This is a genomic window from Methylocapsa polymorpha (assembly GCF_045689225.1).
GTDB lineage: Bacteria > Pseudomonadota > Alphaproteobacteria > Rhizobiales > Beijerinckiaceae > Methylocapsa > Methylocapsa polymorpha.
The window spans coordinates 2,104,663-2,125,840 of sequence record NZ_CP136862.1; the positions used below are offsets into that span (position 1 = coordinate 2,104,663).

Consider the following 21,178-nt stretch of genomic DNA (forward strand, 5'->3'; position numbering starts at 1 on the left):
GGCTTCAGGCCGGGCTGAAGCTGGGCTCACGGCGCAAGCGCCGCCCCGATTGTCCCTTCGAAGATCTTCTCGCCGGTTTTCGATTGGGTCACCGAGATCAGGTCGTCCTTGGAGCCGCCTTCCGCCACCGCCCGGCGGGCGACATGCTTGAGCGCGCTGCGCGCCTCCTTCTCGGAGGGCCAATTGCGCTCCTCGCGATAGTTCCTCGATGGAATTTCATAGACGTAAAATGGCATGGCCACCCACCAGCGGCGCGCCGCGTTGCTTCAGCTCGCGCGCCTCTTTTCTCATGCAAGCCATAGTCCATTTGCCGGAAAATGTACCGATGGACCGCGTCAGGCGGGGCGATCCGAAACCGACTCTTTATTTCGGATGCCGATTTTCGATCGTCTGGATGACGTCGAACCCTTCGAATTCGGGATGGCCGAGGGTGAGAGGCTTACGTTCGCCAGCCTGCTTATGGGCGGCGCGGAATTGTTCGGACTTGGTCCAGGCGATGAAATCTTCTTGCGTCGCCCACACTGTATGCGATGCATAGAGCACGTGGTCCTCGCGCTCCGGACCTCTGAGCATGTGAAAGGCGATGAAGCCCTTGACCTCGTCGAGCCGAGAGTCGCGGCTCAGCCAGATGTTCTCGAAGGCCTTTTGTTCATCCTTGATGACTTTGAAGCGGTTCATTGCAATGAACATGTTCATTCCTCTTGAGCTCTGGTCTGTTTTGTCGGCGACGCGGCGGCGTCGAAACTGCGGCCGTTCGGGCGAGAAGCGTGATCTACATCGCTTTGAGCGGAAATCAAGTCTTGCAAAATTACATTGTCTACCGTAGTAATAATAAAGTCACCGATTGGATAAGTCCAACCGGCGATGTTTTGAGCATAGATCACTTACAACACCAACACGTGCTCAAGCCGGTTGCGCCGAGAGCCGGCGTGACAAAATTTTCCCGCCAGCGTTCGATCGGCAGCAAGTAGCCGCGTTTCGCGTCTGCAGGTTGAATTGGCTTGGTTGTGCAAATTTGAGCAAGTTTCGATGGGCTCTTTTGAGCCGTTGCGGGTAGAGAAGATAAATCCATCCCGCCTATGACATTGATGGCTTTGGTTTTGCGCGCCTTTTCGGCAAGTTATTGGCAGATGCTATGAAACAAGATGTTCGTCCTGCTCGACAGGCGGCTAACTCGCTCGTCCCAACGATTTTTCATGAGCTGTGGTGGCTCGACATCGCGACGGGCGGAAAATTCGACATTGTCGAGGTCGTTCAGGATGGAAGGACTGTCGGCTGGCTGCCCTATTTTTTGCAGAGCAGGTTTGGCCTCAAATACAGCGTCCTGCCGGGAATGGTGCATTCTCTCGGCCCAGCCGTACATGTCGCCGACGGAAGCCCCGAAACACGACGTCACAAGGCGGGAAAGATAATGCGCGAGCTTATCGGCGCGCTGCCGCCGGCCGCGGTTTACAAGTATAAATGCCATGGCGAGATAACCGACGTCGTCGCCTTTCAACAAGAAAAATTCTTGACCGGCGTTCAATTCACCTTTGAGGTTACGCCGCTGCCGGCCGAAATATTATGGAACAATCTGAGCAAATCGAAGCGCAGCGAAATTCGTCGCGCGCAAAAGCTCCTCCTCTCCGCGACTATCGATGATCCTGAAGAGTTTTGGCGCTTTTATGCGAATAACGTTGAACAACGCGGGATGAAAAACGCATACCATGGCGTACCGACCCGCCGCGTCATTACGGAATGTCTCGTGCGGGGATGCGGAAAAATCTACGCGGCGAAAGACGCGGACGGCTCCCTCGCCGCGGCCGTCTTCTGCATTTGGGACCAAGCCTCAGCCTATTATTATATGACGACGAGAGCGGCGAGGGCGCATGACGGCGCCGTCAGCCTGCTGATCTGGGAGGCTATTCAGGACGCGGCCCGGCGGGGGCTCATCTTCGATTTCGACGGGCTGAGCAGCAATGAGGGCGTATCGTTTTACGCTGGCTTCGGCGGCGTTTTGCGGCCGCGCTATATCGTGACGCGGGCGACGCCGATCGGACGCATCGCGTGGGAGTTGAAGGAATCGTTCCGGGACAATCGCTATTTTTGTTGAATGGTTCGCCCGCCGCCGCGTTCTTGTCCTGGCCGATTAAAATGGCGACGAGCAAGGCCGGCCGTCAACGATGGACAAGACCAAAATATGAATGTCAACTTTGCCGAGGGCGCAGCGGCTCTGTATCGCGTGGTCGTGACTTCTTGACCGAGACCGTTTAGGTCGAAACGCAGGCGCATCCCCTTCGGCTGATTGCGGCGGCGATCCCTTGAGACCCTCTTGCGACGCCCGATATCCACCACATCAGGCACGGATTTCGCGTGGACCCCGTGTAGGCGCCCGCGGCGGATCAAGGGAGGCCGCATTTGAATAAAGACCAGCTCGTTCGAACCGCCAAGGCGATGGTTGCGGCGGGGAAGGGCATTCTCGCCGCTGATGAAAGCACGGGAACCATCACAAAGCGGTTCGGAGCGCTAAGGATCGAATCCACCGCCGATGCGCGGCGCGATTATCGCGAACTCCTGTTCCGAACCAAGGACGCCATGGAGCAGTATATTTCCGGCGTCATTCTCTACGATGAGACGATCCGCCAGACAGCCAAGGACGGAACGCCCCTCGTCAAGCTGATCGAGGCGGCCGGCGCAATCCCCGGAATAAAGGTGGACGCTGGGGCGAAGCCGCTTGCAAATTTCCTAGGCGAAACGATCACGGAAGGCCTCGACGGCCTTCGCGAGCGTTTGAGCGATTACCATGGACTAGGCGCGCGCTTCGCGAAGTGGCGCGCGGTCATCCAGATCGGCGGAGGCGTCCCGACCGATTTCGCAGTTGAGGCGAATGCGCGCGCCCTCGCGCGCTATGCCGGGCTCTGCCAAGAAGCCGGCATTGTCCCCATTGTCGAGCCGGAGGTTCTGATGGATGGGGCGCATGATCTCGCGCGCTGCTATGACGTGACGGAGTTTGTGCTCAAGACCGTCTTCATGGAGCTCTATAAGGCGCGCGTCTTCCTTGAAGGCATGATATTGAAGCCAAATATGATTGTTCCTGGCAAGGCCTGCGCTGCCAAAGCCTCTCCGGAGGAAGTCGCGCAGGCGACGATACGAGTCCTGCGCAATTGCGCGCCCGCCGCCGTGCCCGGCGTCGCCTTTCTCTCCGGCGGCCAGTCCGACGTCGAGGCCACCGCCAATCTCGACGCCATTAGCCGCCTGGGTGGACCTTGGGCCTTGACGTTCAGCTATGGCCGCGCGCTGCAGGACGCGGCGCAGAAGGCCTGGGCGGGACAGCCGGAAAATATGCGCGCGGCGCAGGCGGCTTTCGCGCATCGGGCCCGCATGAATAGTCTCGCCGCGCAAGGGCGATGGTCGGAAGGCGAAGAGCGAACAGCCGCTTGACGATTGCGGGCCGCCTCCAGAGCCTATCCAGACTATCTTCGACCACAGTCGCTGGCGCGATGTCGAACGCCGCGCCCCAGGATTCCGGCTTTTGCGATCGCCTTAACCGTGCGCGCCATAATTGTTCGGAACCCGGCCCAGCAAAGTTGAGTTCCGGCTTTGTCGACAGCCGCGGCGAGCGTAGTCTCGCAAAATGGCTGATTTGATCGGCGCCGGGGGAATTGGGCATGATCTCCTTTTGCTCTCGAATGAGGCGCGCGGCGGGGCGGCCGTTCGTCAGGGCGCCATCGCCGGTCTCGCCGCGCTGCTCGCGACGGGCGTCGCCGATCCCGCGAGCGCCATGCGCCATCGAGGGGGCGAACAAGCCGAAGCGGCGGCGCCCCGTCCCGCGGGCGAGCCGCTCATGGCGATTGTCTCGCTCAGCAATCAGCGGATCACGATCTATGACGCGGATGGCTGGATCTTGCGCGCGCCAGTCTCCAGCGGCCAATCCGGATATGAGACGCCGGCGGGGGTCTATAGCGTCCTTCAAAAAGAGGCGGAGCACTATTCCAATCTTTATGACGACGCCTCCATGCCTTTCATGCAGCGCATCACCTGGTCAGGCATCGCGCTCCACGCGGGGCTGCTGCCTGGATACCCCGCCTCGCACGGCTGCGTCCGCATGCCATATGATTTCGCCGAACGTCTCTTCGACATGACGAAAGTCGGCATGCGGGTGATCGTGGCTCGAGGCGATGCGCGTCCCGTTGAAATCGACCACCCCGTTCTCTTCAAGCCGAAACCCGTTCGCGCCGATATTGCGCTCAAAGCGCCAACCGAGCACTGGGATGCCCGCGAGGAAACGCTGACGCCAACGCCTGGAGCCGCTGCGCCCGAAGCCGACGCGCCCCCGCCGGCCGATCCGGCCCCGTCTTTGACGTTGAAGTCATTCGCAGCCGCTAAGTCGGCTGAGGCGCATGCGGCGGCAAAGAAGGCGGATGCGGCCAGGCTGGCTGCGGCGAGAATGACCGCGGAGGCCGCGCGGCTTTGCCTGCGGCGGAGAGCGCGAAATATCGAGCAGGCGCAACTCGCGGCCGCGGAAGGCGCGCTCAGGGTCGCAAGTTCGCCGCCGGCGATGGACTGGGCGGGGAGGCGAAGGCGAGGGCGGTCGCAAGGCTCGCCGAGGCGGAGGCGCAATTCGATTCAGCGCGGGCGGAAGCGCCGCTGAAGGCGGAGGCCGCCGCCCATGCGCGCGAGGAGGCGAAAGCGGCCGAGGCCGAGAGAGTCGCCGCCTTGGAAGCTTCAAGAGAGGCGACGCACGCGCTGTCGCCGGCCTCCATTTTCATCAGCCGGAAGACGCAGCGCCTCTACGTCCGGCAGGCCTTTCAGGACGTGCTGGAGAGCCCGGTCGCGATCCGCGACGCCGATCATCCTATCGGCACGCATATCTACACCGCGCTTGGCTACGCGAAAGGCGCCGCCGATTTGCGGTGGAGCGCCGTCTCCGCGGAGCCGAGTTCGGACAAGCGTCAGATTGATGCGAACGGCAAGTCTCGCCGTGCCGACGGTCACAATGCCGATCCGATGCCGCAAGAAGCTGGGCCGGCCAGGGCGGCGCTCGATCGTATCGACATTCCTCAAGACATCGTCGACCGCATCTCAGCAATCATCTCGCCCGGATCTTCGTTGATCATTTCGGACGAAGGCATGAGCGCCGAGACCGGCAAAGATACAGACTTTGTGATCCTCATGAGCGGGGAGCCCCAAGGCGGCGTCAAGATACGTCGCCATGATCCTCAGGCTCACTACCGGTACGAGCGTCCGTATGACGACCCATACAGGCGCCCGCAAACTTATGCGCCCCCATTTTACAGCGGCGGCTCATTTGACAGGTGGTAGTCGCGCCGGAGGGGAACGGCTTCCGGGCTCACGCCTTCGGCGGCCTATCGCATGACGACAGGCGGACGGCCGTAGCGGCGCTGCAGCCAGAGCAGGAGGAGTCCGAACAGTGGGATGAGAATATCCGTGTAGAAGATCACGCCGGCGTTGCCGGGCGCAAAATTATGGGCCGTCGCCATTTGATAGAGGTGGCCGACGGCTGCGCCAAGGCTGAATATGGCGGGACCGACGATCGCGGCGAGGCGGAGGTCGAAGCTTCCGAATGCGGCGAGGAAGCCGACGGCCGCGAAGCCGAGACTCGCCGTGCCGACCTCGAACTGAAACGGGCTGTCGGCCCAGCCGATGAACGCCGCCGCCATTCTCCCGAAGAAGACATGGACGACGAAGTTGTAGAGGTAGCATGTGCCGATCGCGAAGAAGACATGCCACGCGAGGAGCTTCTCGACGATCAGCGGAGCGCCCGCCGGCTTCGGCGACCGGGCTATGGCGACAAGCGAAAAGACCAGTCCGGCAACGAGGAAGGTCAGCGGATAATTCGACAGGATGAAGGCGATCGTCAATCTAATAAGGTCCGCCACGCGAAGCCCTCCGGCGCTATAACCGCATCTCGATCTTGAGTGGCGATCCTTAATGAGGGCCTAAGTAGGCCCGGCGCTCCATGTCGCGAGGCGCCTGCCGTCGTCAAGGGCGGGTGGATCTTTGTAAATCTGCTGCGTGGGGGCGCGGCTGCGCGCCGCCCCGGGGCGCGTCGCGACAGGCATGGTGGACGAACCGTGCGCTTTCCCGCGCGTTCGACGACATTCATTGGCCTGCGAGGCCATATCGCGCCGCAACTCGGCGGAGACATTAAAGACCATGTTGCCACGTCGTCGGATGGCCTTCTCGCATGTAATCTATACGTCGGGCTTCGTTTTTCTGACGGCAGCCTTCGCCTTGATCGCCATCGTCGCGCTGACGCTACGCTTCGCTGGTGGGCCGCACGTGCTTAAGGTCGCCGTCGGGCCTGCGGATGGCGAGAACGCAAAACTCATCGCAGCGATCGCCCGGCGTCTGCAGCAGGATGACGCCAAAATTCGATTTGTTATTTTTCCCGTCGCCGATGCGGCGCAGAGCGCCGAAGCCCTTGAACAGGGACGCGCCGATCTCGCCGTCATTCGCAGCGATGTCGCAATTCCGTCGAATGGCGCGACGGTCGTCATCTTGCACAACGATATTGTGGCTCTCGCCGCGCCGGCTGGCTCCAAAATCGCCAAGGTGACGGACCTGGTCAAAAAGCGCATCGGAGTTTTCCCCGCATCGCCGGCGAACGCCGGGCTCCTCGATGCGATCCTCGCCGAATATGACATCGCTCCCGAGGCCGTTCAGCGGACCATGCTGTCCGCTGACGATTTGGCCACAAGCATAGCGCAGAAGCGGGTCGACGCGATCCTCGCCGTCGGCCCTCTGCGCGGCCGCTCGATTGAAGCCGCGACGGCCGCCCTGGCGTCGGGAAATCGCGGTCCCGTCTTGATCCCGATCGATGCTGCCGAGGGCATGGCCGCGAGAGGCCCGGCATATCAAAAGGCCGAAGTGCCAGCGGGGTTTTTTCGTGGGTCTCCTCCCCAACCCAAGGAGGATGTCGCGACCCTTTCGGTGGCGGTCCGACTCGAGGCGCGCCAGAACCTCTCGGAGGAGATTGTAACGGATCTTGTGAAACGCCTCTTCGTCATGCGTCGCTCGTTGGAGAGCGAAGCGCCGATCGCCGCGGCGATGGAAAAACCGGACGTTGAGAAGGGCTCCGCCGACGCCGTTCACGCGGGCGCCGCAGCCTATTACGACAACAACGAAAAGAGCTTTATGGATCGGTATGGCGACTGGCTTTACATCGGCGCCATGGCGCTCAGCGGCTTGGGTTCCGGGGTCGCCGCCATGTTTGGATTGACGCGGGTGCGGGCGCGCAAAGCCGCCTTGGCGCTTATCGATCAATTGATCGAGGTCAAGCAGATCGCGCATATTACGACGGAGTCGCCGGGTCTTGGCGCATTAGATAAGGAGATCGAAAACCTATCGACAAAAGGCTTGCGCTTCGCGCGCGACAATAATTTCGACGAGGCGGGGTTGGCTGCGCTCCGGCTCGCCATCGATGAAGCGCGTCGTGCGGTCAACGATCAGCGCAATGAACTCGAAGCAAAGGGGCTCCTCATCGCGGACGCCTCGGTCGCGCGAGCGCCGCCGCCCGAAGCTGAAGAGGCTGGCTTGGCCCAAAATCGGCCAATGCTTGTCCCTGACGATCAAGTTTGCGGCGACGCAGGATCTCGACAGCGAGAACAATGAAGAGCGGCCGCCCCTTTGGAGAAGGCAAAGGCATGGCGCATTGCGGCGCCATGCCGGATATATCGCTTAGCTGAGTTGCAAGCCGCCGAGCGCCCAAAGCGCGACGAAAATAGCGGCGAACAGGGCGACAACGCCGCCAAGTCCAGCCGTTCCATAGAAGCTGTGGCCGAAATAAGCCGCCGCCGCAAAGAGAGCGAACATCGCAAAGAGAATAACAATGCCCATTATCTACTTCCCTCCCAAATTTTAGTTTTTTGGATTCGATCCGCCTGCGGCGCTACCCAGTCTCTCCGCGCGTAGATCGAGGGTAGAGCTTAGCCTGCAAATTGTTACATCCTTAAGAATGAAACTTGGCGTTGCGCCGCGCTTACTCGCTCCGGCAATCCGCGCCTGTCATATCCGAAATTGGAGGCGACCAGATACGCCGCGAGATACGGAGCAAGTTGCTGCGTCATCGGGGCGCACTCGTCATTGAGGCGAGCAATAATAAATTGTAGCGTAAGCGTTACATTATAGGGGGAGGCGGCCAAGACCGGTTTCGGCGTGAGAGCCGAGCGGCGATTGTCCTCCTGGACGTTTTGGTCGGCCGACGTTGGCGCTACGGGCGAGGTCATGAGCCGATTTATCACAATCTCGGTTGAGAGCGGCCATTGCGCTGGGAGATTCGAACCGCGCGCGGGATCGTCCGCATGAGTTTCGCCTTGCCGCCCTCGGTCGTGGTGGGGGGTTGGCCGTCTGACGCGCGGATGATGCGCAGCGCCGCCGCCAGACCGGATAAGATCCTTGTCGATGTCGCTCGCAACGTCGTCATGCGCGACGAAACCGTCGTTCGGCCAAGACGGAGAGACTTGCGGATCTTCATTTTCATCGCGGCGCGGCCAATTGGCGCCATTTGCTCATTGGAGTCGATCATTGACCATCTGTGGGGCGATGATGAAAACGGCGGCCCCGATAATCCAGCGAAAGCCGTATCCCTTGCGGTTTCTTTCATTCGAAAATGGGGTGCGGCGATCGGCGTTTCGATCGAGACATGGTGGGGCCGAGGCTATTTGATGGGCGTCCTTCCCTCAGCTCTGCCGAGGCCGGATTATCGCGAAGCGCATGCAAGCGCCGCGCTTTTCGACGCTCAGCCAGCTCCGAAGCGCAGCAGGCGATTTGTCCTCGCGCCCGCGCGCGCCGTGATCACCGGCCAAGACGCGTCCGCCCCTTGGCGGGGTAATCCGCGATTGTCGTGAACTTTTGAAAGTCCGTCCGACGGCGAGCTGAGATCGCAGCCTTTCGCGCCACGCTGGCGTTGAGATATTCACGTCACACTGGCTGGACTATATTCGTTCGCGGCAAGCGCGAATAAGGAACCAACATGAACGCGAGCGATGTAATGGTCCATGACGTTGTGACGGTCGGGCCGGAGGATGACGTGTCGCAAGCGGCGCAGTTGCTTGTCGATCACGACGTTAGCGCGCTGCCCGTCATCGACGGCGATCGGCGCGTCATCGGAATCCTGAGCGAGGCCGACTTGCTTCATCGCGAAGAGATCGGCACGGAGAAGCATCGGCCATGGTGGCTCGAGGCGATCACGCCGGCCAGCGCGCTGGCGTTCGATTACGCCAAATCGCATGGCCGGAAGGTGGCCGAAGTCATGTCCGATCATGTTGTCTCGGCCGGCGAGGATGCTTCTCTCGCCGAATTGGCGGGCATTCTCGAGAGAAACCGGATCAAAAGGGTGCCGATCCTCAAGGACGGCAAGCTTGTCGGGATCGTGAGCCGCTCAAATCTCATCCAGGCGCTCGCATCGGCGCCTCCCGCGCCGGCGGACGACCAGCTTGCGGATCGAGGGATAAGAGCGGCGATCCTGGCTCAACTGGCGAAGCAATCCTGGACTGACTTTGGGGAGCGCAATATCGTCGTCTCCAATGGCGTTGTGCATATCTGGGGTCTCGTCAGCTCTCCGGATGAGCGCAAGGCTCTTATCGCGCTAGCTGAAGACGTGAGCGGCGTGCGCGAAGTCTCCGATGAGATGATCGCGTCCTACTGAACCAAGCGTAGCGGCCTCGATAAGGTCATTGGCGCATCCGCAGCCAATTGAAAAATCAGCAAGCCTATCTCATATGCGTGTGATGATCACGCCAGAACAAATCCGCGGCGCAAGAGGCATGGCTGGCTTGACGCAAGCCATGCTCGCGAAGCTCGCGGGAATTTCAGCAACCGAATTGAATGATATCGAGCGCGGAGACGTTCGCCTAAGGGCCTCCGCCGCGAGAGCCATTCAGGCGGCTCTCGAATCAGCCGGAGTCGAATTCATCGGCGAGGATGGCGGCGGTCCGGGAGTGCGGTTGAGGAAGGGCGGCGCGAGAGGCGATCCCGGGGCGGCGATCCCGATCGAGGAGCTCACCAGCGAGAATGACGAATAGCGGCTTCGCTTTGCGTAATATTACTGCGTAATAATACAAAAGAGGCGTGGCGCATCGGACGCGCCACGCCATCTATGTCATTGTCTGCTTGCTAGCCGAGTTGCAAGCCGCCGAGCGCCCAAAGCGCGATGAAAATGGCCCCAAACAGGCCAATGACGCCGCCGAGCCCCGGCGTCCCGTACCACGTCTTCCCGAAATAGGCAGCCGCGGCGAAGATGATGATCATTGCTATGAGAATAACAGAGCCCATTGCCCATCTTCCTCTCAAATCCCAGCCATTGGGATCCGGGCGCCCCGCGCGCTGCGAGGCGAATCTCGCCGCGTGCGAATCGAAGCAGCCAGCCCGCCATCCGCTAGGCCTGGAAGCTTATGCCTCGCCTCGCCAAACCTGGGAGGCCACAGTCAACTAAGGCGCGGCTCGCAAGTTCCATCAAATCTTATCGACATTGCGCGAAGGCGCTGGAAATATTACATATCTATTAAGTAGTTAAAGTAATTAAAGTAGCTTTCTCTTCAATGACATCTTGTCCTTTGCTGGAATGAGAGATGTTCAGAAGGGCTCCTTGAACGGCCGCAGATCGAGCTCATGCGTCCAGGCGCTTTTCGGCTGGCGATGCAGGGCCCAGAAACTATCCGCGATTGCATCGACCTTGAGCAGGCCGTCCTCGCCTTTGGCGCGCACGAAATCGGGGAAATTGCTTCGGGCGTAGTCTCCCTCGATGACGCCATCAATCACGACATGGGCCACATGGAGCCCCTGCGGGCCAAACTCCCGCGCGAGACCTTGCGCCACGGCGCGCAGTGCAGCTTTGGCCGAGGCAAAGGCGGTAAAGGGCGGTCGGGCGCGCAGAGAGGCCGTCGCGCCGGTGAAAAGGATCGTACCCTCCCCACGCGGAAGCATCCTGCGGACAGCTTCCCGCCCGACCAGGAAGCCGCCGAGCGCATTCTGCCGCCACACGGATTCGAAAACGGCGGCCTCGGTCTGCAGCAAGGGCGTCGTCGCGTTATTGCCGACATTATAGGCCACAAGTCTCAGATCGCCGTCGGCGGCGGCTTTGTCGAAAAGGGCGATCACGTCCTTTTCCCGCGACGCGTCCGTCACCTTGGCCAAGGCCGCGCCTCCCGCGTCCGTGATCGCCGCCGCGACGGACTTGAGGCTTTTCGCGGTCCTGCCGGCCAGGATGACCCGCAAACCCTCGCTCGCGAAACGACGAGCCAGGGCCGCGCCCAAACCTGTTTCGGACCCCACTCCGACCACCACCGCCGTGCCCGATTCCAAAGCGCGCCCCTTCGCATGTTGGCTGGCGCAAAGACATGCTCCAGCCTTTTGAGGTTGCGCTGGTTCGATCGGATAAATTTATCCTATCGGGCCATGCGCCGAGGGCATGTTTGGATTCAAGAGTCGGGCCGGCTAGAGCGCTTCCCGATCGGACGGAAACAGTGATCGGGAAGGAATTGCTCAAAATTAAAGAGTTGGACTCGAGTCGATCGAGGCTCAGGCCTTGCCGAAGACGAGAATGAAATTGTTGCAGGGCAGAGAATCGACGCGCCTTTTGAGGACGACCCCATGCTTGTTCGCGGCCTTCTCAAGATCCTTCACATCCTTTAGCCCCCATTCGGGGACTTTCGCCGCAAGGATTTCCTGGTCGAACGCCGCGTTGGACTCCGTGGTATATTGTCCCTCGACCTTGAAGGGGCCGTAAATTGCGAGCAGCCCATCATCTTTCAGGACTCTCGCCGCGACTTGCGCAATCCCGTCGATGATGGCGACAGGCGCCACCTGAAAGAGGTTGATGACGAAAATTGCGTCGTAAAGCCGATCCTTGGGATCGGGCCAGGTCTCCGCATTGGTGAGGTCGATCGCGATCGGGTCCGCCACATTGGCGTTGCCGGCCTCGGCCCGCTTCGCCTTGATGGCGTCGAACACCTCCGGATTATAGTCGGAGGGCTGAAACCGCAGTTGCGGGAAATGCGGCGCGAAATAGTTGATGTGCATGCCGCTGCCGCTGGCGAGCTCGAGGGCGTCGCCGGTCTTCGGGAAAAGATCGCCGAAAACTTTCAGAATCGTATCGCGGTTGCGGTTGCCCGCCCATGCGACATAGGGGCTGAGCGGATATGGATCTATATTGGGCCTATCCGCGGGTATCGTAACAGCCATGGCTCTCTCCTGTTTTCAGCGCGCCGCATCATGGCGACGCCTAGCGCCGCATTATCAATTCTACTCGCCCGAGCGTTTCCCCCATGCTCCTCCCGCCGCTCCGCATCTCAGGACGCGCTCAACAGCTCCTTCAAATAGGCGTCGATGCGCTCGTTATATCCGGGGTCGACGCCGAATAGCGCGAGATGGCCCCAGAGGGAGGAGAGCGTTTTCAACTCGCTGTTCGGGGTCAATTTCTGCTCGGCGGCGATATCCTTCGGCGGGAAGAAGACATCTTCCTCGATCGCGATGACGAATGTTTTGGCCTTGATGCGGGCGAGCGCGGTTTTCAGGTCGCCCCCGCCGAGGCGGCTCAAATCATTGTCGCGCCATTTCGTGAGCAGGAGGATCAGATTGTTCGGGTCGTGCGACAGAAAATGGTTTTCGACAAATCCGGTCACGAAATCATCGCGCGACGAAAATCCGAGCTTGCGCCAAATGTCGTGATTATAGAGGTCCTGGGTGAAGCCGGACGCCGCGAACAGGCGGGCGTGCCGCCGCAAGCCGCGATGCACTGCGGCCTGGTCCGCATACCAGCCGCCATCCCAGGCGGGATCGCCGGCGATGGCCTCGATGAAGGTTTCAACCAGCAGCTGATTATGCGCGGTTCCTTTCGCCGTCCCCGCGATCGGAGCGGCGCGCGCGACCGCGTCGGGGAAGCGGACCGCCCAATCATAGGTCTGCTGGGCGCCCATGGAGCCGCCGAGAACGAGCGCCAATTTCTCGATGCCGAATTTTTCGACGATCAGGCGATGCTGCGCGCGGACGTCGTCGCCGATCCGAACGCGCGGAAAGCGCGCCGCGTTGAAAGGCTGCGGCGTGTTGTGCGGCGAGCTCGAAAGGCCGTTGCCGATCTGATTGACGAGAATGATGAAATATTTGCTGGGATCCAGCGCGCGCCCGGGACCGACATAGGCCTGCTCCAGGATTTTTGACGTGCCCGAATACCAACTCGGAAAGAGGATCGCATTGTCCTTCTTCGGCGACAGCGCGCCGAATGTCGCATAGGCGAGTTTGAGGCCTCTGATTGTGCCGCCTTGCTCAAGCTCGAAATCGCCGAGATCATAGGTGTCGTAAGGCCCATGAATCTCCTGGGAATAGTACGGACGGGTCAACCTTTCTCTCCGCGGGTCGCTGAGGCGACTGGGTCCTCGGGCAGGCCAAGTCGGCGAGCAAGCGCATGACGCGCGGCAGGCGAGACAAGGATGTCTTTCTCCATAGAAAGTGTCAATAAATAACAAATAGGCAATTTGACTACTCTTTGATCATTTATACGTCGGCGCCGACTGCGCTGATAAGCGCGGGTTGTTATTCAATAGAATTGATGTAATTTTTAGCCAGTTTCGAGTCCGGGATCGCTAGGCGCTATTCGACCCGTTCGTGGAACGTAGTTTGCGGCGATCAAGCCGTTGGCTGGACGAACGCCGCCGCCAAAAGTGGGGTTGATCCGCGGCCTCGTTCCCCGATCGTCGTCACGCGGGTCCATGCTCGGGCCGTGGATCCGGCGCAAACAAGCCGTGGCGCCTGAATGTCGTCTCTAGTCGAGGAGCAAAGGCAATGAGCGTAAGCAAGGTCTATCTATACGCTGAAATACAAGTTTCGGTGCCGTTCACGAAAATCGATTGGCCTTCCATCAACGTCTCGATGCAGGAAGAAAAGGGCTTGAAAAGCAAGACTTGGCTCAGCGGGATCAACACAAACACGATCGGCGGATTCTACGAATTTGACTCGGTTGAAAATGCGAAAGCCTATGCCGTCGGCTACCTCGCCAAGGCGGCCGAGCAGCTCGGCGGCAGCCTGACGGTTCGGCTCTATGATGGGGATGTGGTCGAAGCCGCGAGCCGCGGCATGGCGTCGCCCTTCTATGGCCTGGCCGAGGCTGAGGCCAAGGGGAGAGACGCCGCGTGACGAAAGCTCTTTAGGACGCATCGTCGCGGAGGGAGAGCGCCGCAAGAGCCGGTCGGCGGCGTCATGAGCCGCCGACGCTCTCAAAGCTAAGGCGCGCGTCCCCGGCGCATTGAAACCGGGGATTCATCGGCGAGATGGACGGATTGACAGGCCGATAGACGCCCACGCTCCTGCGAGGCGCAATCGACGTCAGCCTATGGACCCGGCGGGCGTTCTCGTTCAGCGCGACTCACCAGGAGTCATTCTTCTTCTTGAGGGCGGTCAGCCACTCGTCGACGTCCTTCTTGACCTCCTCCTTGGCGTGGCCATAGACCTCATGAATCTTGGCCTCCAGCTGCTCGCGCTTGCCTTTCAAGTCGGCAATCTCTTCCTCGCTCAGCTTGGCCCATTTTTCCTTGACGGAGGCGGAGAAAGTCTTCCAGTTTTCTTCAAGGTGACCCCAGTCCATCGCAGTCTCCCGTCTCAGGGCTAGCGTGAGATTTTGACTCGGCCGAGTTGAACCGACCACAGCCATCGGCCCGCTAGATTTTTCGCGGTGGAACAAAATGGCGCATCGGCGCGGAGCTGTTTTGATCCAGGTCATGCGCCGCGACAATTGATTCGCTTTGGCGGCGAGAGGTCCCGCCGCCATGTCCTTCGCCAAGCGCCTCAGGCGGCGACGCCGATCGATTCGGCCTTTTTCAAAAGCGCCTCGGCCATGCGGATGCTGGCTATGTCGATGAGGCGGCCGTCGAGCGATACCGCGCCCTTACCGGCTTTGGCCGCGTCGTCCATCGCGGCGAGGATGCGGCGCGCTTTGTTGACTTCGGCTTCGGACGGCGTGAACACCTTGTTGGCAAGGTCGATCTGCGAGGGATGGATCGCCCATTTCCCCTCATAGCCGAGCACGGCGGCGCGGTTCGCCGCCGCGATGAAGGCGTCGGGATCGTTGAAGTCGCCGAACGGACCGTCGATCGGCCGCAGGCCATAGGCGCGGCAGGCGACCATCATGCGGGTCTGTGCGGCATGCCAGGGATCGCCCCAGAAATATTGGCGATTCCCGTTGGCGTCCTTATCCGTGAGCACACCATAATCTGCGTTGACCCCGCCGATCACGGTCGTGCGCGCCCGCGTCGACGCGGCGTAATCGGCGACGCCGAAGGACATGGCCTCGAGCCGCGGACTCGATTGCGCGATCGCCTCGACATTGGCCATGCCGAGGGCCGTCTCGATCAGGACCTCGAAGCCGATGCGCTTCTCGCGCTTCTTCGCGGCCTCGATCTGGGTCACCAGCATGTCGAGGGCGTAGACGTCGGCGGGAACGCCAACCTTCGGGATCAGGATCATGTCGAGGCGCGGGCAAGCCTCCACAATATCGACGACGTCGCGATACATGTAATGCGTATCGAGGCCATTGATGCGGATCATCATGGTCTTGGCGCCCCAGTCGATCTCATTGAGCCCTGCTATGATGTTCTTGCGGGCTTGCTCCTTGTCGTCGGGCGCCACGGCGTCTTCGACGTCGAGAAAGACAATGTCCGCGGCGGATTTCGCGGCCTTCTCGAACAGCCCGGGATTGGAGCCCGGAACCGCGAGTTCGGAGCGATGTAGGCGTGGCGTCGCCTGTTCGATGATCGTGAAGCTCATGGCCGTCGGTCCTCTTTAAAAATTTTCAGGTGTGGCGCGTTGCGGCAGTTCAGCCAGTGGAGCCTAGGCCGCTTGCGATGCAATTGATCGAAAGCAGCAGGTTGGACTTATAGGCTTCCTTGGCCAATTCGTTCGTCGAGGCGCGAAATCCGCGCAAGAGCTCGACCTGTTCGCGATTGATCTTGTTGATCGTCGGCAGGCGATGATCAAGCCGGGCGCGATAGTGCGGGAAACGCTCGCCGATTTCATGCTCCTCGCTGACGCGTCGCACCATGTCTCGCGTCAGCGCAAATTCGGCTTCGATCAGTCCGAAGATCTCGTCGCGCACGGAGGCGTCGGGAACGAGGCTCGCATATTCCCGCGCGATCGAGAGGTCGACCAGGCACATGGTCTTTTCGACCTCGGCGATGATCAGGCGAAAGAGCCGCGACTCCCGGAACATGCGCTGCAGCAATGCGGCGCCGCGCTCCTTACGCACGTCGAGAAAGCTCGCGATGCCGCTGCCGACGCCATACCAGCCAGTGATGACATGGCGGTTCTGCGCCCAGGCGAAGACCCAGGGGATCGCCCGCAGATCGCTCAAGGAGCGCACGCCGAACCGGCGGGCCGGCCGCGATCCGATATTGAGGAGCGAGATTTCCTCGAGCGGGCTCGCCGCCTGGAAATAGGCGAGCAGGCCTGGATGGCCGATGAGGCCCGCATAGGCGGCATGCGCGGCGCCGGAGAGCGCCTCCATAGCTTCGTCGAATTCGGCGCGGGGCGTCAGCGCCTCCTCGCGCTCGGAAATGAGCGCATGCTCGAACACGCCGGCCGCCAGAACTTCCATCTGATAGGCCGCGGTTCCGCGATTGGCGTATTTGAAGGAGACGACCTCGCCCTGTTCGGTCACCCGGAACCGGCCGCGGATGGAGCCCGCCGGCTGCGCCGCGATCGCATGGGCGGTGGGCAGGCCGCCGCGGCTGACGGAGCCGCCGCGGCCATGGAAAAAGGCGATTGGAATGCCGGCCTCATTGCCGATCTTGGTCAACCGGTTCTGGGCCTTGAAGAGCTCCCAGTTCGAGGAGAGGAATCCGCCGTCTTTGTTGGAGTCTGAATAGCCGATCATCACCTCTTGAATGCCGCCCTGGGCGCGGACGCTGCGCCGCACCACCGGGATGGCCAGCAATTCACGCATGATGGCGGGCGCGGCGCGCAAATCGGTGATCGTCTCGAACAGCGGCGTGATTGGCAAGGTGCAAGCCTCGACGCAGGCCGCGTCGCGAAACATCCCGGCCTCCTTGGCGAGGAGATAGGCGGCGAGCACGTCGGCGACCGAGCGGGTCATGCTAAGGATAAAGCTGCCGAAGGCTTCGCGGTCGAACTCTTCGCTGCGGTCGCAGGCGAGCTTGAAAAGGTCGAGCGTCTCCTGCGCGTCTGGCGGAAGGGAGAGCCCAAGGCTCGCGCCCTGGCGGGGCTTGGCGAGCTCGGCCATGATCCAAGCCTTCCATTCGGGCGAGTCCGCGTCGGGCGGCTCTCCTTCCTGTCCGGATTTGGCCCGCCACAGCGCCTGGACGGTTTGCGTCAGACGCGTCGTGTTCTCGCGCAGATCGAGCCGGAGGGTGCGGAAGCGAAAGAGTTCGACAGCCCATCGCGCCGGACGCACGAGGTCTCTGGCGAGGCCGGCGCTGCCGCTTTCGCTCAGCGCTTCCTCCATGATCGCGAGATCGGCGATGAGCTCGTCGGCGCTGGCGTAATAGGCCGCGCCGCTCGCCCGGCCGCGTTCGGCGCGCGCAAGCGTCGTCTTGAGCTTGCGCAGCACGCAGGAGAGGAACTGGCGATAGGGCTCGCCAGGATTGCGTTGCGCAATCTGATCGCCGTCGCCGCTCTCCGCCAAGGCGCGGGCGAGCGCTTCGCGGAAGGCTTCAGGCGGCGGGAGCGCCCGCTCGGTGATCGACAGCCTCTGGAGCAGAACGGAAAGCCGCTCCTCATAGTGCCGCAGGCTCGCGAGCGCATTTTCGGCGAGGGCGCGCCGGGTGACATCATTGGTGACGAAAGGGTTGCCGTCGCGGTCGCCGCCGATCCAGGAGCCGAACTGGAAGAATTGGGTCAGCTGGAAATGTTCGCCCGAATAGAATTGATGAAGCGCGCGGTCGAGCTTCTTCAACAGCTCGGGCACGCCGTCGAAGAGCGTTTCGTGGAAGAAATGCAGGCCCCAGGCAACCTCCTGGTCGACCGATGGTTTCTCGAGGCGCAGCTCGCCCGTCATCCACAGGAGTTCGATCTCGTCGCGCAGCTGGTCGATGAGGGCGGCCCGCTCCCGCGCGGTCCAGCGGGGCTGCTCCAGCTCCACCAGCAGCCGGTAGATGCGACGGTGCTTTTCGAGGACGGTGACCCGCTTGGCTTCGGTGGGATGCGCGGTGATGACCGGCCGGATGCGCATCGAGGCGAGCTGATCGCGAAGCTCCGCCGCCTCGACGCCACGCGCCGCCGCTGTCGCGACAAGATTGGCGAACGTCCCTTGCACGGCCGCTTCGCCGCGCTCGCGCTCGTCCTGCCGGCGCTCGCGCATGGCGGAATGTTGCTCGGCGATCGCCAACAGCTGGAACCAGATTCCATGGGCCTGGAAGACGCGGGAGAGAAGCTCGGGCGTGACGTCCGAGACTTTGGAGTCGCCGACCAGCACCGAGGCGATCTGCGGATGCTGGCGTCGGGCGACGTCGAGCAGCAATTGGAACAAGATGTCGGCGGCCTCATCGCCGCTCAATGCGGATTCGGCGCTGGCCGCTTCCGCGGCGCGTGCAGCCAGGGCGCTGGCGTCGCGCTGCGTCATGGACCGCGCCCGCGGCGGCTTGCCGCCAAGCTTCGCGTAGCGTTCATCATGTCGGCTCGCTCATCCTGAATTTTGGCGCGACCGCGCCGGTGGAGGGACAAATCCGCCGCGATCAAGAGCGTTGCGCGGCGGATCTGATTTGCGTTCCAGAGAGGTCTCGAAGACCGCCGCGTTTGGCGGTCTTCGGCGGCGGCGGTTCGTCCTGATCGGACGGCCGCTCCGCTAGTGAGCCGTCGCGGCGGCCACGCCTTTTTCGGCCAACACCTTGGCCATGGTCGCGCCGAGTTCGCTCGGGCTCGGGGCGACTGTCAGGCCGTAGGATTTCATGATCTCAGCCTTCTCGGCGGCGCTGTCGCCGGTCGCCGAGATGATCGCGCCAGCGTGCCCCATGCGGCGGCCCTTGGGCGCCGTGAGGCCGGCGACATAGCCGACCACCGGCTTGGTCATGTTCTTCTTGATCCAGGCGGCGGCCTCGGCCTCCTGTGGGCCGCCGATCTCGCCGATCATCATCACCGCCTGCGTCTCGGGATCCTGCTCGAAGAGAATCAAATGATCCAGGAAGGAGCTGCCGTTGATCGGATCGCCGCCGATGCCAACGCTGGTCGAGACGCCGAGGCCAAGCTCCTTGAGCTGGGCCGCCGCCTCATAGCCGAGCGTCCCTGAACGGGAGACGATGCCGACCGAGCCCTGCTTGTAGATATTGCTCGGCATGATGCCGAGCATGGCCTTGCCAGGACTGATGATGCCGGCGCAGTTCGGCCCGACCATCAAGGTCCGGCGCTCGCGATTGTAGCGCAGGAGATAGCGCTTCACCCGCATCATGTCCTGCGCCGGAATTCCGTCGGTGATCGAGCATACGAGCTGGACGCCCGCATCCGCCGCCTCCATGATCGCGTCGGCGCAAAAGGCCGGCGCGACGAAGGTGATGCTGCAGGTCGCATTGGTGGCGCGCACGGCCTCTTTCACAGTGTTGAAAACCGGCAGGCCCAGATGGGTGGCGCCCCCTTTGCCTGGCGTGACGCCGCCGACCACTTTGGTTCCGCAGGCGATCATCTCCTTGGCGTGGAATGTCCCTTTATCGCCGGTGAAGCCCTGAACGAGGACCCGGCTGTTTTCGTCTATCAGAATGCTCATGTGTTAAAGCTCCCTCGAGCATTTTTCTGGCGTAGCGGGAGCGGCTCGCGATGGAGCCTGCTCCGCGCCTCGAGTTCAGGTCAGCTCGCGCGCGCCTGTTTCGCCGCGGTGGAAGCCGCAGCGACCGCCGCTTTCGCGGCCTCGGCGAGGGTGTCCGCGGAGATGATCGGCAGGCCGCTCTTTACGATGATTTCACGGCCGGCCTCGTAATTCGTGCCGGCGAGCCGCACGACCAGCGGGACGTTGACTTCGAGCTGCCGGCAAGCCTGCACCACGCCCTCGGCCACCCAGTCGCACCGGTTGATGCCGGCGAAGACATTGACCAGTATGGCTTTCACGTTGCGGTCGGACAACACCAGCCGGAACGCCGCCGCGACCCGCTCCGGCGAGGCGCCGCCGCCGACGTCGAGGAAGTTGGCGGGACTGCCGCCGGCGTATTTAATCATGTCCATCGTCGCCATCGCGAGCCCGGCGCCGTTGACGATGCAGCCGATGTCGCCGTCGAGGCCGACATAGTTGAGATTATGCTCGGCGGCCTGGACTTCGCGAGGGTCCTCCTGCGAATGATCGCGCATGTCGGCGACGCCGCCGCGCCGGAACAGCGCGTTGTCGTCGAACGACATCTTTGCGTCGAGGGCGAGAACGCGATCGTCCTTCGTCACCACCAGCGGATTGATCTCGACCATGGTGGCGTCGAGATCGCGAAACGCGCGATAGCAGCCGAGCATGGTCGCGACGGCGCGGCTGACCTGCTTCAAATTGAGTCCGAGGCCAAATGCGATCTCGCGCGCCTCGAAGGCCTGAAGGCCAACGGCGGGCTCGACCACGACCTGCAGGATCTCCTCAGGATGCTCCTTGGCGATCTCCTCGATCTCCATGCCGCCGAAGCGCGAGGCGATGATGCGGACGCGCTCGACCTTGCGATCGAGAACGAAGCCCAGATAGATCTCCCGCTCGAAAGGCTCGGCGACCTCGACATAGATGCGCTGGACGACCTTACCCTCAGGACCCGTCTGGTTGGTGACGAGATGTTTGCCGAGCAGCTCGTTCGCCGCCGCGCGCACTTCATTGTAGGTCTTGCACAGCTTGACGCCGCCGGCCTTGCCGCGTCCGCCGGAATGAATTTGCGCCTTGATCGCCCAATGCCAGCCACCGAGCTCGGTGGCGCAATAAACGGCCTGATCGGGACTATAGGCGACTGCGCCGCGGGGCGTCGCAACGCCGAAATTAGCCAAGAGCTCCTTGGCCTGATATTCGTGAATGTCCAGCTTCGCCTCCTCCTCGCTGCGGGTCGCTCCGCTCGGCGCGGGCTCGCCCCTTTACTATTCAATATCGCCCGATTGCAAAATGTGTCTAATCGAATTTGGCCGCTTTGGCGCCGGCGGCTCAAGCTTCGGGGCGCTCCTGATGGGCGCCATGCGTAAATCTCGTCGCTTCAGTCAGTGTTTAGCAGCCCTTCACAGTCTTGACCATCCATCC

The 21,178-nt window shown here is 61.8% G+C and carries 22 protein-coding genes; 9 read left to right on the plus strand and 13 right to left on the minus strand.

Features of this window, described 5'->3' with window-relative positions; genetic code table 11:
• Positions 1–26: 26 nt before the first annotated feature.
• Both RZS28_RS09700 and RZS28_RS09705 read right to left on the minus strand, forming a co-directional pair.
• Entirely contained in the window at positions 27–236 is a 210-nt protein-coding gene (locus tag RZS28_RS09700; RefSeq protein ID WP_407337568.1) for a hypothetical protein, read from the minus strand.
• A gap of 127 nt (positions 237–363) precedes the next feature.
• A complete protein-coding gene (locus RZS28_RS09705) occupies positions 364–690 on the minus strand; it encodes an antibiotic biosynthesis monooxygenase family protein (protein ID WP_407337569.1) in 327 nt (108 codons plus the stop codon).
• A 445-nt stretch (positions 691–1,135) separates the two neighbouring features.
• Between RZS28_RS09705 and RZS28_RS09710 the strand changes: the two genes are divergently transcribed.
• The 4 genes from RZS28_RS09710 to RZS28_RS09725 all read left to right on the plus strand — a co-directional run bounded on the left by RZS28_RS09710 (position 1,136) and on the right by RZS28_RS09725 (position 5,301).
• Positions 1,136–2,092, plus strand: a complete 957-nt coding sequence (locus RZS28_RS09710) for a GNAT family N-acetyltransferase (protein WP_407337570.1) — start codon at positions 1,136–1,138, stop codon at positions 2,090–2,092.
• A 305-nt stretch (positions 2,093–2,397) separates the two neighbouring features.
• Positions 2,398–3,420, plus strand: coding sequence for a class I fructose-bisphosphate aldolase (locus tag RZS28_RS09715; RefSeq protein ID WP_407337571.1), 1,023 nt, complete (start codon positions 2,398–2,400; stop codon positions 3,418–3,420).
• Between the two features lie 193 nt (positions 3,421–3,613).
• A complete protein-coding gene (locus RZS28_RS09720) occupies positions 3,614–4,630 on the plus strand; it encodes a L,D-transpeptidase family protein (protein WP_407337572.1) in 1,017 nt (338 codons plus the stop codon).
• A gap of 65 nt (positions 4,631–4,695) precedes the next feature.
• Positions 4,696–5,301, plus strand: a complete 606-nt coding sequence (locus RZS28_RS09725; RefSeq protein ID WP_407337573.1) for a hypothetical protein — start codon at positions 4,696–4,698, stop codon at positions 5,299–5,301.
• A gap of 44 nt (positions 5,302–5,345) precedes the next feature.
• On the opposite strand, the gene RZS28_RS09730 is transcribed toward RZS28_RS09725, so the two are convergent.
• Complete coding sequence (locus RZS28_RS09730; protein WP_407337574.1) at positions 5,346–5,879, minus strand: DUF6790 family protein; 534 nt, start codon at positions 5,877–5,879, stop codon at positions 5,346–5,348.
• Between the two features lie 277 nt (positions 5,880–6,156).
• Here RZS28_RS09730 and RZS28_RS09735 point away from each other — a divergent pair, with 277 nt between their 5' ends.
• Positions 6,157–7,614: a TAXI family TRAP transporter solute-binding subunit gene (locus tag RZS28_RS09735; RefSeq protein WP_407337575.1), complete on the plus strand. Its 1,458-nt coding sequence runs from the start codon at positions 6,157–6,159 to the stop codon at positions 7,612–7,614.
• Positions 7,615–7,680: 66 nt separating this feature from the next.
• On the opposite strand, the gene RZS28_RS09740 is transcribed toward RZS28_RS09735, so the two are convergent.
• Positions 7,681–7,839 carry a DUF3309 domain-containing protein gene (locus RZS28_RS09740; protein ID WP_407337576.1) on the minus strand — a complete coding sequence of 53 codons (159 nt, stop codon included), beginning with the start codon at positions 7,837–7,839 and terminating at the stop codon, positions 7,681–7,683.
• Between the two features lie 464 nt (positions 7,840–8,303).
• Between RZS28_RS09740 and RZS28_RS09745 the strand changes: the two genes are divergently transcribed.
• The 3 genes from RZS28_RS09745 to RZS28_RS09755 all read left to right on the plus strand — a co-directional run bounded on the left by RZS28_RS09745 (position 8,304) and on the right by RZS28_RS09755 (position 10,025).
• A complete protein-coding gene (locus tag RZS28_RS09745; RefSeq protein WP_407337577.1) occupies positions 8,304–8,849 on the plus strand; it encodes a hypothetical protein in 546 nt (181 codons plus the stop codon).
• A gap of 125 nt (positions 8,850–8,974) precedes the next feature.
• Positions 8,975–9,649: a CBS domain-containing protein gene (locus RZS28_RS09750; RefSeq protein ID WP_407337578.1), complete on the plus strand. Its 675-nt coding sequence runs from the start codon at positions 8,975–8,977 to the stop codon at positions 9,647–9,649.
• Positions 9,650–9,767: 118 nt separating this feature from the next.
• Positions 9,768–10,025 carry a helix-turn-helix domain-containing protein gene (locus tag RZS28_RS09755; protein ID WP_407337579.1) on the plus strand — a complete coding sequence of 86 codons (258 nt, stop codon included), beginning with the start codon at positions 9,768–9,770 and terminating at the stop codon, positions 10,023–10,025.
• A gap of 91 nt (positions 10,026–10,116) precedes the next feature.
• Here RZS28_RS09755 and RZS28_RS09760 read toward each other — a convergent pair whose 3' ends face one another.
• From RZS28_RS09760 to RZS28_RS09775, 4 genes are all read right to left on the minus strand, one after another.
• Positions 10,117–10,275, minus strand: a complete 159-nt coding sequence (locus tag RZS28_RS09760) for a DUF3309 domain-containing protein (protein ID WP_407337580.1) — start codon at positions 10,273–10,275, stop codon at positions 10,117–10,119.
• A 300-nt stretch (positions 10,276–10,575) separates the two neighbouring features.
• Positions 10,576–11,304 carry an SDR family NAD(P)-dependent oxidoreductase gene (locus RZS28_RS09765; protein WP_407337581.1) on the minus strand — a complete coding sequence of 243 codons (729 nt, stop codon included), beginning with the start codon at positions 11,302–11,304 and terminating at the stop codon, positions 10,576–10,578.
• Positions 11,305–11,520: 216 nt separating this feature from the next.
• Positions 11,521–12,183, minus strand: a complete 663-nt coding sequence (locus tag RZS28_RS09770; RefSeq protein ID WP_407337582.1) for a DUF938 domain-containing protein — start codon at positions 12,181–12,183, stop codon at positions 11,521–11,523.
• Positions 12,184–12,290: 107 nt separating this feature from the next.
• Positions 12,291–13,337: an alpha/beta fold hydrolase gene (locus tag RZS28_RS09775; RefSeq protein WP_407337583.1), complete on the minus strand. Its 1,047-nt coding sequence runs from the start codon at positions 13,335–13,337 to the stop codon at positions 12,291–12,293.
• 442 nt (positions 13,338–13,779) lie between these two features.
• On the opposite strand from RZS28_RS09775, the gene RZS28_RS09780 reads away from it, so the two are divergent.
• On the plus strand, positions 13,780–14,130 hold the full coding sequence (locus tag RZS28_RS09780) for a YdhR family protein (protein WP_407337584.1): 351 nt from the start codon (positions 13,780–13,782) through the stop codon (positions 14,128–14,130).
• A 229-nt stretch (positions 14,131–14,359) separates the two neighbouring features.
• On the opposite strand, the gene RZS28_RS09785 is transcribed toward RZS28_RS09780, so the two are convergent.
• The 5 genes from RZS28_RS09785 to RZS28_RS09805 all read right to left on the minus strand — a co-directional run bounded on the left by RZS28_RS09785 (position 14,360) and on the right by RZS28_RS09805 (position 20,967).
• Positions 14,360–14,578 (minus strand): CsbD family protein, encoded by a 219-nt coding sequence (locus RZS28_RS09785; RefSeq protein ID WP_407337585.1) that lies wholly within the window; start codon positions 14,576–14,578, stop codon positions 14,360–14,362.
• Between the two features lie 200 nt (positions 14,579–14,778).
• Entirely contained in the window at positions 14,779–15,756 is a 978-nt protein-coding gene (locus RZS28_RS09790) for an HpcH/HpaI aldolase/citrate lyase family protein (protein WP_407337586.1), read from the minus strand.
• Between the two features lie 49 nt (positions 15,757–15,805).
• Complete coding sequence (locus tag RZS28_RS09795; RefSeq protein ID WP_407337587.1) at positions 15,806–18,565, minus strand: phosphoenolpyruvate carboxylase; 2,760 nt, start codon at positions 18,563–18,565, stop codon at positions 15,806–15,808.
• Positions 18,566–18,787: 222 nt separating this feature from the next.
• On the minus strand, positions 18,788–19,699 hold the full coding sequence (gene sucD, locus RZS28_RS09800; RefSeq protein WP_407337588.1) for a succinate--CoA ligase subunit alpha: 912 nt from the start codon (positions 19,697–19,699) through the stop codon (positions 18,788–18,790).
• Between the two features lie 80 nt (positions 19,700–19,779).
• Positions 19,780–20,967 (minus strand): malate--CoA ligase subunit beta, encoded by a 1,188-nt coding sequence (locus tag RZS28_RS09805; RefSeq protein ID WP_407341093.1) that lies wholly within the window; start codon positions 20,965–20,967, stop codon positions 19,780–19,782.
• Positions 20,968–21,178 lie beyond the last annotated feature (211 nt).

Coding starts and splice junctions, on each gene's coding strand:
- RZS28_RS09740 (WP_407337576.1), bottom strand. CDS start 7,839: ATGGGCATTGTTATTCTCTTTGCGATGTTCGCTCTCTTTGCGGCGGCG.
- RZS28_RS09750 (WP_407337578.1), top strand. CDS start 8,975: ATGAACGCGAGCGATGTAATGGTCCATGACGTTGTGACGGTCGGGCCG.
- RZS28_RS09790 (WP_407337586.1), bottom strand. CDS start 15,756: ATGAGCTTCACGATCATCGAACAGGCGACGCCACGCCTACATCGCTCC.
- RZS28_RS09780 (WP_407337584.1), top strand. CDS start 13,780: ATGAGCGTAAGCAAGGTCTATCTATACGCTGAAATACAAGTTTCGGTG.
- RZS28_RS09720 (WP_407337572.1), top strand. CDS start 3,614: ATGGCTGATTTGATCGGCGCCGGGGGAATTGGGCATGATCTCCTTTTG.
- sucD (WP_407337588.1), bottom strand. CDS start 19,699: ATGAGCATTCTGATAGACGAAAACAGCCGGGTCCTCGTTCAGGGCTTC.
- RZS28_RS09785 (WP_407337585.1), bottom strand. CDS start 14,578: ATGGACTGGGGTCACCTTGAAGAAAACTGGAAGACTTTCTCCGCCTCC.
- RZS28_RS09710 (WP_407337570.1), top strand. CDS start 1,136: ATGAAACAAGATGTTCGTCCTGCTCGACAGGCGGCTAACTCGCTCGTC.
- RZS28_RS09705 (WP_407337569.1), bottom strand. CDS start 690: ATGTTCATTGCAATGAACCGCTTCAAAGTCATCAAGGATGAACAAAAG.
- RZS28_RS09735 (WP_407337575.1), top strand. CDS start 6,157: ATGTTGCCACGTCGTCGGATGGCCTTCTCGCATGTAATCTATACGTCG.
- RZS28_RS09755 (WP_407337579.1), top strand. CDS start 9,768: ATGGCTGGCTTGACGCAAGCCATGCTCGCGAAGCTCGCGGGAATTTCA.
- RZS28_RS09700 (WP_407337568.1), bottom strand. CDS start 236: ATGCCATTTTACGTCTATGAAATTCCATCGAGGAACTATCGCGAGGAG.
- RZS28_RS09760 (WP_407337580.1), bottom strand. CDS start 10,275: ATGGGCTCTGTTATTCTCATAGCAATGATCATCATCTTCGCCGCGGCT.
- RZS28_RS09770 (WP_407337582.1), bottom strand. CDS start 12,183: ATGGCTGTTACGATACCCGCGGATAGGCCCAATATAGATCCATATCCG.
- RZS28_RS09795 (WP_407337587.1), bottom strand. CDS start 18,565: ATGACGCAGCGCGACGCCAGCGCCCTGGCTGCACGCGCCGCGGAAGCG.
- RZS28_RS09745 (WP_407337577.1), top strand. CDS start 8,304: ATGAGTTTCGCCTTGCCGCCCTCGGTCGTGGTGGGGGGTTGGCCGTCT.